The sequence below is a fragment of the Ammoniphilus sp. YIM 78166 genome, assembly GCF_004522215.1.
In the GTDB taxonomy this organism is placed as follows: Bacteria; Bacillota; Bacilli; order Aneurinibacillales; family RAOX-1; genus YIM-78166.
Window position 1 is genome coordinate 249,986 of sequence record NZ_SDLR01000003.1, and the last position, 13,334, is coordinate 263,319.

Sequence of the window (13,334 nt, forward strand, 5' to 3'; positions counted from 1 at the left end):
TTTTCACCCCATCAAATTGATTTCGATTTTAGGATAACTTCTCTATAGCTTAGCGTCAAAAACCCATAGGTGGTGAACATTAAGCAGCCATGAGATGCATGGATGAACACTATAGCGCTCAGAAACATAGGAATGAAGCTGTTCTTGTATCCAAGGCACGGCTGAGTAATCCTTAGATTCAATGGCCTTGTTTATCTCCTCAAGAAGGAGGGTGTAAAATTCAACATCTTCCTCAATATCCCCGCAAGCGCATTTTTCTTCCTTCAGATGATCTCGTAGATAATGAACCGAGAGCTCTAGTTGGTTCTTCACTTTGACCAGCAATTCCATAGACCAATGATAATCATAGAGTAAAGACATCGTGTTGATCCCGTGATGATGTGATTGCATCCCTTTATTCATAAACCTCCACCACCATTTGTATAATCATGATTACATATTAATCAAAACCGCAATTGGCGTCAAATACTTTTTAAAATTTTCTAAACAATTAAATTATCTGGATTGTTATATAATCATGATTATGTTACAATCATGAGTGAAAATACTAGCTAAACTATTTTTATATCTGAAAGGGGTGAAGAGAATCGGATATAAAGGGATTCGAGGAAACTGTAGATGACCTTCTCCTTCCATCCTTGTATGGGATGATTGATCTGAATGATTAAAGGGGGAAAAGGGACGATGGCCAAAGTCTTTCGGGAAAAAACGGTTTTAGTAGTGTCTTTGCTGTTTACGAGTCTATTTATCTTGTTGGGTATTTTCTTTAATACAAAGCTAGCAGATGCAGCATCCGCATTCCTAAGTACGACTATAGATTATTTTGGCTGGTTTTATCTAACCGCTGTCATGCTTTTTCTTCTTTTTTCGGTTTTTCTCATGCTGTCCAGGTATGGGACCATTCGATTGGGCGATGATGCCGATCGGCCGGAATACAGTACAGCTTCGTGGTTAGCTATGCTTTTTAGCGCAGGTATGGGAATTGGATTAGTTTTTTGGGGAGCGGCTGAGCCGGTCTTTCATTATACAACACCTCCCATAGGAGAGGGCTCGACGGCCGAATCAGCGGCGGTTGCCATGCGATATACGTTTTTGCATTGGGGATTGCACCCTTGGGCGATTTATACTGTAATCGCTCTCAGTCTCGCCTACGCTCAGTTCAGGAAGAAACTACCTGCGCTGATTAGTTCTGCCTTCTATCCCCTATTGGGGGAAAGGGTCCATGGGCCGATAGGAAAGACTATCGATATTCTGGCGGTATTTGCAACGGTTTTCGGTGTAGCCACATCATTAGGACTGGGTACGATGCAAATCTCGGGAGGGATGAGTTTCCTCTTTGGCTTAGATAATAGCATCTCTTTGCAAATCGGAATTATTGTTGCGGTCACCGTTTTGTATATCTATACGGCCTGGAGCGGTGTGGACCGGGGAATAAAAACTCTCTCTAACCTAAACATGATTCTTGCGCTCGCCCTCATGCTACTCTTGCTATTTGTTGGTCCTACGGCACAAATATTCAAGATCTTAGTGAACACAACGGGAAGTTATATCAACAACATTATCTCCATGAGCCTTCGCTTAGAACCGTTTCGCGATGATACCTGGATAGCAGGATGGACTTTATTTTATTGGGCGTGGTGGATTGCCTGGGCACCATTTGTGGGCACCTTTATCGCCCGCGTTTCCCGGGGCCGCACCATCCGTGAATTTATACTAGGTGTACTGATAACACCTACTCTTGGGACGTTTGTGTGGTTTTCCACTTTCGGAGGTTCGGCCTTAAACATCATTCGGGACCAAGGAAAAACGGAACTGAGCGAAAAGATGACATCCGATGTCTCGACGGCACTCTTTGAGTTCTTCCAATACTTTCCGCTTAGCACGCTGTTAAGCGGCATAGCGGTTATCCTGGTCATTACCTTCTTTGCTACATCTGCCAATTCAGCTACCTATGTTCTTGGTATGCTTAGCTCAGGAGGAAACATGAATCCGTCGAATGGGACCAAATTAACGTGGGGATTAATTCAGTCTTCGATCGCTATCGTCTTGCTGATTAGCGGAGGGCTGTCAACGCTTCAAACGGTTTCCATTGCTACGGCATTTCCTTTTGCCATCATCATGGTGTTGATGTGCTATTGTCTCCTTAAAAATCTCCAAGAAGAGTTCGTTCGAAGGGAGTCCTTGGCTTATATGGAAGCGGCAGTGACTGCTCAGCCAAAGGACCATGAGGGATGATAGGTCCATGATAAATAGTTTTAAGATTTCAAAGAAGAAGAGGCCGACATGGAGTTGGGCTCTTCTTTTTCGTGTATACGGAATCTATTTTGAATATTACTAATTCATTTACAAAAACACTAAACTAGATTATTATATAATCATGATTAGATTTGAGTGCATCTTAAAAAGAAGGGGGAATGAGAAGTGGAAAATCTAAAGAAATTCAAAAAAGTGCTGGTTGCTAACAGGGGAGAAATTGCGATTCGAATTTTCCGGGCATGCACGGAGTTAGGCATCCATACAGTAGCTATCTATTCGGAGCAGGATAGTGTTTGTCTGCACCGCTTTAAAGCGGATGAAGCCTACTTGGTAGGTGAGGGGAAAGGGCCGATTGAGGCTTATTTAGATATGGAGAGCATTTTGGAAGTTGCCGTTAGAAATGAAGTGGATGCGATTCATCCGGGCTATGGCTTTTTATCGGAAAATGCGAATTTTGCTCGCCGCTGCCGTGAAGAAGGGATCGTGTTTATTGGTCCCAATCCGGAACACTTAGATATGTTTGGGGATAAGGTTCAGGCCAGGAAGACCGCGATTGCTTCGGGAATTCCGGTTGTGCCGGGAACGGAGGAACCGATTGATCGTTTGGAGGATGCCATCGCATTCACTAAGGATTATGGGTTTCCTGTCATTATCAAGGCTGCCATGGGCGGCGGGGGAAGGGGAATGCGCATTGTCCGCCGTCAAGATGAATTGGACGAAGCGTTTAATCGAGCCCGCTCCGAGGCAAAATCGGCCTTTGGCAGTTCAAAGGTGTATGTGGAAAAGTACATCGAGAATCCCAAGCATATCGAGGTGCAAGTGATCGGGGACCGGTATGGCGGAGCTGTTCATCTTTATGAGAGAGACTGCTCGGTGCAGAGACGCCATCAGAAAGTAGTGGAAGTCGCTCCTAGCCAATCTCTGGATGAGGAGTTTCGTCAAGAAATTTGCCAGTCCGCCCTTACGTTAATGAAGGAAGCGAATTATATTAATGCGGGTACGGTCGAATTCCTGGTCACGCCAGATCGGAATTTTTACTTCATTGAAGTCAATCCTCGCATTCAGGTGGAGCATACCATTACGGAAATGGTTACAGGGATCGATATCGTCAAATCTCAGATCCGCGTGGCGGAAGGCTATGCTCTGAGCGCACCGGAGGTTCGGATTCCTCCGCAGGATAAGGTAGAAAGATTAGGATATGCCATTCAGTGCCGAATTACCACAGAGGATCCCACCAATGGGTTTCTGCCGGATACCGGGCGTATCTTGGCCTATCGCAGCAGTGGAGGGTTTGGTATTCGCCTTGATGCCGGGAACTGCTATTCTGGGGCGATCATTACTCCTCATTATGATTCCATGCTGGTGAAGGTCTGCTCTTGGGGAGCCACCTTTGAAGAAGCCAGTACGAAAATGTCGCGCACCTTGAAGGAATTCCGTATTCGCGGGGTGAAAACGAACATTCCATTCCTAGAGAATGTCATGGAGCATCCTCAATTCGTAAGCGGAGATTATAATACCTCCTTTATTGATTCGACTCCTGAGTTGTTTCAGTTTGCCCAGAGGCAAGACCGGGGAACGAAGTTGTTGACCTATATCGGGAATATTGTCGTTAATGGATATCCGGGGTTACCGAAAGGAAAGAAGCCTGTGTTTACCAAGCCAAGGCTGCCGAAGACGTCCTTCCAGTCTCCTTACCCGGATGGTACTAAGCAAATTCTCGACCAGCAGGGACCCGATGGATTGATCCAATGGATCGGAAGCCAGAAGAAGCTTCTCATTACGGATACTACGTTTCGCGATGCCCATCAGTCCCTTTTAGCTACTCGCGTACGGACTCATGATCTGGTGAAAGCAGCGGAAGCGACGGGCAAGTTGGTCCCGAACCTATTCTCCTTGGAAATGTGGGGCGGAGCGACCTTTGATACGACCATGCGCTTCTTGAATGAATGTCCTTGGGATCGTTTGATTCAGCTTCGCGAGAAGATTCCTAATATCCTTTTTCAGATGCTGTTTCGAGGAGCCAATGCCGTCGGCTATAAGAACTATCCGGATAATGTGATTCGGGAGTTCGTGAAGACTTCGGCTGAAGCGGGGATCGATGTGTTTCGGATTTTCGATAGCTTAAATTGGGTAGAAGGAATGAAGGTCTCCATCGATGCCGTCAGAGAGAGCGGAAAAATTGCGGAAGCAACGGTCTGTTACACGGGGGATATTTTTGATCCGAATCGCCCGAAGTATAATCTGGAGTACTATGTCAAGATGGCAAAAGAACTGCAGGCCGCTGGCGCTCACATCTTAGCCATCAAGGACATGGCGGGGCTGTTAAAGCCGTATGCCGCTTATGAATTGATCAAGGCGTTAAAACAAGAGATCCATATCCCCATCCACCTTCATACCCATGATACCAGCGGAAATGGAGTAGCCATGCTGCTGAAAGCGGCTGAAGCGGGTGTGGATATCGTAGACCTGGCTATTGGCTCCATGTCAGGCCAGATCTCCCAGCCTAGTCTCAATGCTCTAGTCGCTGCCTTGGAAAAAGGGGAACGCGATACCGGACTGAATCAAGAAAACTTATACAAGCTCAATGATTATTGGGAGGATGTACGATCCTATTACTCCGGATTCGAAAGCGGCATGAAAGGCAGTCATGCGGAAATCTACAAGCATGAAATGCCCGGAGGACAATACAGCAATCTGCAGCAGCAGGCCCATGCGGTCGGCTTGGGTGATCGCTTTGAAGAAGTAAAGAAAATGTATACCACCGTCAACCATTTGTTCGGGGATATCGTGAAAGTGACTCCTTCTTCCAAGGTCGTGGGAGACATGGCTTTGTTTATGGTCCAAAATGAATTAAATGAAGAGAATATCTATGAAAAAGGAGCTTTCTTGTCTTTTCCTGATTCGGTGATCTCGTTTTTCCAAGGTTATATTGGTCAGCCTTATCAAGGTTTTCCGGAGTCCTTGCAGCAAATCGTTCTGAAGGAAAGAAAGCCAATTACCTGCCGACCGGGAGAATTGCTGGAACCAATCGATTTCGACCAAACCGCACGGGAGCTGCAGGAAAACATTCAGCGCGAAGTCTCCCATTATAACGTACTCTCCTATATCATGTATCCGCAGGTGTTTTTGGAGATGGAGAAAAATAGGGTAGCGTATAGCGATCTCTCTGTTCTCGATACGCCAACTTTCTTCTATGGTTTAAGAGAGGGAGAAGAAAACAAAATTGAGATGGAACAGGGCAAGACGCTTGTGGTCAAGCTGGTTTCTGTCGGTCCTGTACATCTCAATGGAATGAGAACCGTATACTTTGAATTGAATGGCCAGCCTCGGGAAGTGTCAATTCGAGATTTTTCGGCAGAGGTTACGGCGGTGCAAAGACCTAAGGCAGAATCCGGAAATCGAAAGCATATTGGTGCCTCCATGCCGGGCAAAGTGCTGAAAGTTGTCGTGGAAGAGGGAGATAAGGTGCAGAAGGGAGACCACTTAATCGTGACGGAAGCGATGAAAATGGAAACCGCCATTCAAGCCCCCATGGATTTTACGGTGAAGCGCATTTATGTTAAAGAAGGAGATATCATTGAGGTAAAGGATCTATTGATTGAATTCGCCTAAAAGGAGAGATAGAGGGTGAGCTTATTTCGAGAAGGAATGGCCCTAGAGGTAAGCAGACTGCTGGCAAAGATTCGAGTGGAGAGAGACCTAAAAATAAAAAATCAAATCAAAGAGAGCCTATTTGAGATATTCGAGGAATTAGATTTAGAGATGGAGGATTATCATTTTCTGCTTCAAGAGACGCAGTCAAACTATCAGTATTATATTTAATAGAAAGAAGGGTGACTCCTTAAGAATGGAGTCATCCTTCTTTTTGTTTCTGGTAAAATCACTCTAGTAATTACAAAATATTATTGTATTGATAATATTTTCTTTATAACGTATAATATAATCATGATTAAATTATGATTATGATTAAAACCGTTGAGAGGAAGTGGTAAGCTAATCAGTCAAAGCAACAATAACGAATAAAAGGTAAAAGGAGGAAGCAGAGGAAATGGTTTTATCTAGAAAGTTTGGAAAATTAGTTTTATTTTTGCTTATTGGAGTTATCATTACATACCTCTTATTGCCGTTATTGTCGGTGTTTATCACCAAGAGCCCGATGATGATTATGGAGAAACTGCAAAGTCCGGTGATTTACCAGGCGCTAAGTTTAAGTTTAAAGACCACCAGTATTGCTCTCATTTTTATTGTTGGGTTAGGTACGCCTTTAGCGTACTGGTTGGCAAAGTCCGAGTTCAAAGGGAAGAAAGGGCTTGAAGTCGCCTTGAAGATGCCGATCGTAGCACCAACTGCCGTTGTGGGGGTGGGCTTGCTGCTGATCTTCGGTCAGCGGGGTATGCTGGGGGGAACGCTGAGCGTGTTGGGGGTGACCGTACCTTTTACCTCGATCGCAGTTGTCATGGCGCAGATTTTTATGGCTTCCCCTTTTTATGTAACGACGGCGCGACAGGCGTTTGAAGCGGTGGATGACCAGCTGATTGCGGTATCGCAAACGCTGGGCGTCAATGCATGGAAAACTTACTGGCGCGTGACAACGCCCCTCGCCTTACCAGGTCTCCTTACGGGGGTAGCCTTAAGCTGGGCCCTGGCCCTTGGGGAGTTTGGAGCGACGATGATGTTTGCAGGGAATTTACCGGGGAAAACGCAGACGTTGCCTCTCGCGATCTACACCGCGATGGAATCGGATGCCGATGTGGCCGTATCGATTGCGGCGCTCCTGTTGACGGTCTCCTTTTCTTTGTTGCTCTTTGTTAGCTTTATCGAAAAATTCTTAGGTAAAATCATGGGCACAGCTCGATAGATAGGAGGAAGTAGGTCATGTTATCTTTTCAATTAAAGAAGCGACTACGTCATTTTACAGTAGAACTCTCCCAAGAGATCGGTGCGGAGACGCTCGTGTTAATCGGGCATTCCGGTTGCGGGAAAAGCACGATGCTCAAAATGCTGACGGGATTGCTTTCCCCAGATGAAGGATCGATTCAACTCGATGGACGAACGCTGTGGGATGGATCACAAGGTATTCAACTGCCACCGGAAGAACGGAATATCGGCTATGTGTTTCAAAATTACGCGCTCTTTCCCCATCTGACGGTCTTTAATAACGTAGGTTACGGCATTTCTAGCCTGGAACAGGAAGAACGGACGCAGCGAATCCTAGAAGCGCTAGATTTTCTCGGCATTCGCCATTTAGCCCAAGCGAAGCCAGCCATGCTGTCTGGCGGTGAACAACAACGCGTGGCTTTAGCGCGGGCACTTGTTACCCGACCGAAGCTTCTCTTGCTGGATGAACCCCTGTCCGCACTCGACGTTTCGACCCGTTCCCATGTTCGGACGGAATTAAAGGAGCTTTTGCAAAAGCTATCCATCCCCAGCATTGTTGTCACGCACGATTATGAGGATGCCCGCGTGCTAGCGGACCGGGTAGCGGTCATGGACCAAGGGGTGATTATCCAATCTGGAAATCCGAAGGAGATTGCGCAGTATCCAGCGAGTGACTTCGTGGCGGAGTTTATTGGGACGAACCTGCTTCCTCATGTGGAGCCGGGTCAAGAACAGCCTTCCTTCGTTTCGGTCCATCCTTGGCATGTCGAGATCTCGGAAGAACCGCAGCCTCGTCGATACCAATGGTCTGGGAAAATCAGGGATATGGCGTTTCAAGGGGGCTTTGTCCGCCTGCATATAGAAGGGGAAGTTTCCATCCTAGCGGATGTGCGGGTGGAGTTGGTGGAATCCCAGAATTATAAAGTGAATCAAGAGGTCTTTGCGTCGGTGCGAATCGAGCATGCGCGAGTGGTGGAAGGCGCCGTGGTGAAGAAACGTACACGAACCTCCGCAAGTGTTGAGCCGACCCCGATCCCAATGGGAGGAAAACGGACCAGATGGAAGGGATTAATAACGGCTGCGGCAGTCATCCTCGCCGTTGGGATTACCGGTTACGGGCTAAAAACCGATGCCGTCAATACCACTGCCACAGCCGCGCCAACGAAGGAAATGTTCGCCTTGGTGGCCGCTAACGCGACGCATCCGTTTAACGAGCTGATGGAAACGTTTGAAGAACAGCATCCCACGGTGAAAATGGGGGCTACGTTTGCCGGGACCCAAATCCTAAGAACGCAATTGGAGCAAGGGGCTAAGGCAGACATTTTTCTTTCCGCTGACCTGATGCATATTGAAGCGGTCAAGGAGCAAGGGCTGATCGATGAATTTTTTCCCGTTTCTAAAGGGCATGAAGTCATTGTCGTACCGAAAGGAAACCCGGCCGCCATTCAGGGCTTAGAGGATCTGGGGAGTAAAAAGGTGAAGCTCGTCATTGGCGTTGATAACGTACCGATCGGGGCGTATACCCGAGAGATTTTTGATAACGCGAAGACCGGATATGGAGAGGATTTTCCACAGCGGGTATTAGATAATGTGGTGTCCTTTGAAACCAGCACGAAACAAGTATTGCAGAAGGTGGGTCTAGGCGAAGCCCAAGCCGGAATCGTGTACCGAACAGACGTAACCCCGGACTTCCAACAAAAAGTGGAAATTGTAGAGATTCCGAAGGAGTATAACGTTCAAGCGACCAACTATATCGCTGTCACGAAGGTGTCCCCGAGTCCGGAATTGGCTCAGGAGTTTTTGAAGTTCTCTCTTTCCGATGATGGGCAAGCGATCTTTATCCACCATGGCTACGATCCGTTGAATTAGGAGGCCACTATGAGCTCTGGATATGTGATGCACATCAATCTGAATAGCTGTAGCGGCTGTCACGCCTGCTCGGTGTCTTGTAAAGCGGAGCACCGAGCTCCGCTGGGCAACTTTCGGCATCGTGTACAGGTGATCGAACAGGGGATGTTTCCTCATACATCCCGATCATTTGTCCCGACCCTTTGCCAACATTGTGAGGAGGCACCCTGTCTTGAGGCCTGCGGGGTGCAGGCCATCCAGCGAACAGCGGAGGGTATCGTCCGCATCGACTCCGCTGCTTGCATCGGATCGGGGACCTGTGTAGAAGCGTGCCCCTATGGTGCCATTTATTTAGATCCGATCACGAATCAGGCAGATAAATGCGATTTTTGTATCGACCGCCTGGAGGTGGGGGAACAGCCCGCCTGTGTGAGTACTTGCCCCACGGATGCCATCAGCTTTGGACGGGAGATAGAAGAGGGGTATAGACAATGGGAACCTGAAGCCACTCGTCCTCGCGTCTGGTATCAAGGTTTGACTCCCGAACTGCAGCGACAGCTAGGTAAGGTCAATGGAAGCAAGGAGGACGCGTAGATGTCGGTTGTTCAACAGATACCCACCATGTGTTTAAACTGTAGTACGGTTTGTGGGATGGTAGCCAAGGTCAAGGACGGTCGAATTCTCAAGTTGGAGGGAAATCCGAAGGATCCCAATTCCCGCGGCAAATTATGCGCCAAAGGACAAGCTGCCATCAACATGGTGGAGGATCCGGAGCGGATGCTGTATCCGTTGCGAAGAAAAGGGCCAAGAGGGAGCGGGGATTGGGAAAGAATCACCTGGAAAGAAGCCTTGGACACGCTCGCCACCCGGTTGCGCCCCCTTCGCCAAGAACAGCGTCCCGAAGAGCTCGTGGTGCTCTATGGTCGGGATCGAACCAATGGGTTTTTGGAACGATTTACGGATGCGTTTGGAACTCCGCATCGGCTGGGTCATCGCGGACTTTGTTCTTTGAACAAGCGAATGACCATTCGGGCAGCCCTTGGCGATGCCGATTGGGATACGCCGGATTTGGAGCATACCCGATTTATTCTGAATTTTGGCAGCAATTTTTATGAAGCCCATCAGGGCCATGTCGGCATGCTCCAGCGTGCTGCGAAAGCGAAAAGGGACGGAGCTCGGCTCATTACCTTTGACGTGAGGCTCTCCAATACAGCGGCACAGTCGGATCAATGGATTCCCCTGTTCCCTGGGACGGATGGCATTGTCGCCTTAGCCATCGGTCATGTGATTCTCCGGGAGAATTTACAGGACATCGAATTTCTAGAGGACTGGACCAATGCAACGCTAGAGGAGTGGCGCCAGCACTACTCGGTTTATACGCCCGAGTGGGCGGAACGGGAAAGCGGAGTTTCGGCAGAACTCCTGACCTCCTTAGCCCGAGAGTTTGCCTCTCAGGCACCCCGTGCCTTGACGTTGACGAACCGTGGCGCCCACGCGCATGAAAATGGATTTCATAACGAGTGGGCAATCCTTTGCCTGAATGCGTTAGTAGGGAGTCTGGGAAAAAAAGGAGGATGCTGTTGGATTCGAGGAGATGTGAATGATACGGTCCCGCAGCCGGGTCCGCTACCGCCGAAGCCGAAGGCTCGGACCGAGCTCTCCCATCCTTCCGTCTTCCCTTACGTCAATCAGCTTTATCCGAAGGCGGTTTCGAGTACCATTTTTCCGTATATCGCGGAGGGAAAAGCGAAGGTAGATACTCTTCTCTCCTATTATGTGAACGCGCCGATGAGCTGGCCAGAGGGACCCACCTTCGTGAAGCAGACGCTGCTCGATGAAGAAAAGATTCCTTTCCATGTGGTGATTGATGCGTTTTACAGTGAGATGGCGGAAGTCGCAGACTTAATCTTGCCGGACGCTACGTTTCTGGAAAAGTGGGACTTGGATGCGAGGAATTCGTTTGCGTTCAAGCCCTATGTTGGTCTACGCCAGCCGGTGGTTCCGCCTCCAGGGGAATGCCGAGACATACGGGAAACGCTCATCGACCTCGCTCACCGGATAGATGAAGATATGGCTGAATACTTCCCGTTTGAAAGTGCGGAGCACTTTGTCCGAGTGTGGGCTGCACCCGTGCCAGGGGGATTGGAAGGTTTGAAGGCGGAAGGAATGTGGACAAGTGAGTCGGCGTCTGTACCCTATGAGCCTTATCTCACTGAAACTGCCTATACGCTGGGTGATCCGAATATCTCGGTAGATGAGGATGGACTTGCTTACCTGAGAGGTGAGGACGGGAACTGGAGCGTGGTAGGAAGGGTATGGAAAGGGAAAATAGTTAAAGGATTTTCAACTTCGGATCGACGGTTTCAATGTAAACTTACGATCCCCGAAAGAGACGGGGAGATATGGCCAACCTATCATCCGATTCGATCCCATCAGGATTTGAACGAGGAGGACTTCGTGTTGACTACGTTCAAGTGGAATGTACACACGCAATCCAGAACGGCCAACCAAGCATGGCTGACCGAAATTGTGGGGGATAATCCATGCTGGATTCACCCGCGAACCGCAAAAGCTTATGGGATTCAAGCGGGGAAGGAGTTTCGCATCACATCGAAAACCGGCGAGCTAGTGGTGAAGGCCCACCTCACCGAAGCGATTCATCCGCGCGTACTGGCCATTTCGGCTAGCTTTGGCCATTGGCAATATGGCAAGACCGCGCAAGGAAAAGGCGTAAACCCGAATGGCCTGATCCCCGATTGGACGGATCCGATTGGCGGGGGGCAGGCTTGGAATGATACCGTGGTGAGAATTGATATGGTGGCCGAGGCGGCGGAATAAGCGGAGGGTATTCCGGTTATTTTGTCGTGCGGCTGCTAAATTGACCCAAAATGACCATCTAACTGTTAAATAAACGGAATCACGTCCGACTAATTTGCCATTCTGAGACACTTTACCCCAAATAAACGGAATCTGCTCCGATTAATTATCTGAGGGCTGACGGAGTTCACAATTCTAGAGCAAAGAGGGTGGTCCCTGGGGGTCGGTTTTACCGACCTTTAGGGATCACCCTCTTCTTTACTTAAATTTTCACCAATTGTCTTGCTACTCCACTGCGCTGGGCAGCCTCAGCTACTGCTGCTGCGACATGAGGAGCGACACGAGGATCAAAGGGGGATGGAATGACATAGTCGGGAGTCAACTCATGATCATCCACTAAACTGGCGATAGCATAAACAGCTGCCCGTTTCATCTCCTCATTTATATCTGTAGCGCCTACGTCCAAGGCCCCCCGGAAAATGCCGGGAAAGGCCAGGACATTGTTTACCTGGTTGGGGTAATCGGAACGCCCAGTGCCTATGACCTTGACACCGGCAGCTTTCGCCTCTTCCGGCATAATTTCCGGTACAGGATTAGCCATCGCGAAGACAATCGGATCCTTGGCCATGGCCTGGATGTCATCATAGGTAAGTAAGCCAGGCTGGGAAACACCGATGAAGACATCAGCGCCGCGTAAAACTTCGCTCAAGGAACCCTGTATGCGTTCCTGGTTCGTTATTTTGGACACTTCTTCTTTAATGAAGTTCATGCCGTCTGGACGCCCTTCATAGATGGCTCCCTTTGTATCGCAGAGGATGGTATGCCTAACGCCTAGGCTGTATAAAAGCTTGGTGATCGCGATGCCTGCAGCTCCCGCCCCGTTCACGACGATCTTAATTTCGGAAAGCTTTTTTCCTACCAACTTTAAGGCGTTAATCAAGCCTGCCGATGTAACAACGGCTGTTCCATGCTGATCATCGTGAAAGATAGGGATGTTCAATTCCTTCTTTAAACGTTCTTCGATAATAAAGCAGTTCGGGGCCGCAATATCTTCTAGGTTAATGCCGCCAAACATCGGTTCCAGTATTTTCACGGTGTCTATGAATCGTTCGATATCGGTTGTATTTAGGCAGAGGGGAAAGGCATCTACACCAGCAAAGGCTTTAAATAGAAGCGCTTTCCCTTCCATGACTGGAATGGCAGCTGAGGCGCCGATATTTCCGAGACCGAGCACTGCCGTTCCGTCGGAAATGACCCCGACCAAATTTCCTTTCATTGTATAGTCATATACTCGCTGAGGGTCCTTGAAGATTTCCAGGCAAGGTTCTGCCACACCTGGAGAGTAAGCCAAGCTTAAATCCTTCGCATTGTTGACAGGCACCTTCACTTGAACGCTTAATTTCCCCTGATAGTCTTGATGAAGTTTCAATGACTCCATTCGTAAGATTGACAATCCTATCTCTCCTTTTAAAATAAAGTTATAAACATGATTACATTATAATCAAGATTATAATAGGAGTAAAGATTTTAAAATT

The 13,334-nt window shown here is 48.3% G+C and carries 9 protein-coding genes; 7 read left to right on the plus strand and 2 right to left on the minus strand.

All coding sequences use genetic code 11. From position 1 onward, the window contains the following. Nucleotides 1–42: 42 nt before the first annotated feature. Nucleotides 43–402, minus strand: a complete 360-nt coding sequence (locus tag EIZ58_RS12730) for a hypothetical protein (protein ID WP_134701187.1) — start codon at nt 400–402, stop codon at nt 43–45. A gap of 282 nt (nt 403–684) precedes the next feature. On the opposite strand from EIZ58_RS12730, the gene EIZ58_RS12735 reads away from it, so the two are divergent. The 7 genes from EIZ58_RS12735 (at nt 685) to EIZ58_RS12765 (ending at nt 11,820) form a co-directional block, all read left to right on the plus strand. Continuing rightward, the gene (locus tag EIZ58_RS12735) at nt 685–2,235 is read left to right on the plus strand and encodes a glycine betaine uptake BCCT transporter (protein WP_134701188.1); all 1,551 of its coding nucleotides are present in this window, start codon (nt 685–687) and stop codon (nt 2,233–2,235) included. Nucleotides 2,236–2,421: 186 nt separating this feature from the next. Then, entirely contained in the window at nt 2,422–5,868 is a 3,447-nt protein-coding gene (gene pyc / locus EIZ58_RS12740; protein WP_240689066.1) for a pyruvate carboxylase, read from the plus strand. A gap of 15 nt (nt 5,869–5,883) precedes the next feature. Next, entirely contained in the window at nt 5,884–6,078 is a 195-nt protein-coding gene (locus EIZ58_RS12745) for a hypothetical protein (protein WP_134701189.1), read from the plus strand. Nucleotides 6,079–6,304: 226 nt separating this feature from the next. Beyond that, nucleotides 6,305–7,114, plus strand: coding sequence for an ABC transporter permease (locus EIZ58_RS12750; protein ID WP_134701190.1), 810 nt, complete (start codon nt 6,305–6,307; stop codon nt 7,112–7,114). Nucleotides 7,115–7,131: 17 nt separating this feature from the next. Next, nucleotides 7,132–9,003: a molybdate ABC transporter substrate-binding protein gene (gene modA, locus EIZ58_RS33305; RefSeq protein ID WP_167577662.1), complete on the plus strand. Its 1,872-nt coding sequence runs from the start codon at nt 7,132–7,134 to the stop codon at nt 9,001–9,003. Nucleotides 9,004–9,012: 9 nt separating this feature from the next. Next, a complete protein-coding gene (locus EIZ58_RS12760; RefSeq protein ID WP_134701191.1) occupies nt 9,013–9,576 on the plus strand; it encodes a 4Fe-4S dicluster domain-containing protein in 564 nt (187 codons plus the stop codon). Continuing rightward, on the plus strand, nt 9,577–11,820 hold the full coding sequence (locus tag EIZ58_RS12765) for a molybdopterin-containing oxidoreductase family protein (RefSeq protein ID WP_134701192.1): 2,244 nt from the start codon (nt 9,577–9,579) through the stop codon (nt 11,818–11,820). Nucleotides 11,821–12,061: 241 nt separating this feature from the next. Here the strand turns inward: EIZ58_RS12765 and ystJ are convergent, their stop codons facing one another. Next, nucleotides 12,062–13,237: an NADP-dependent malic enzyme gene (ystJ, locus tag EIZ58_RS12770; protein WP_134701978.1), complete on the minus strand. Its 1,176-nt coding sequence runs from the start codon at nt 13,235–13,237 to the stop codon at nt 12,062–12,064. Nucleotides 13,238–13,334: the final 97 nt, after the last annotated feature.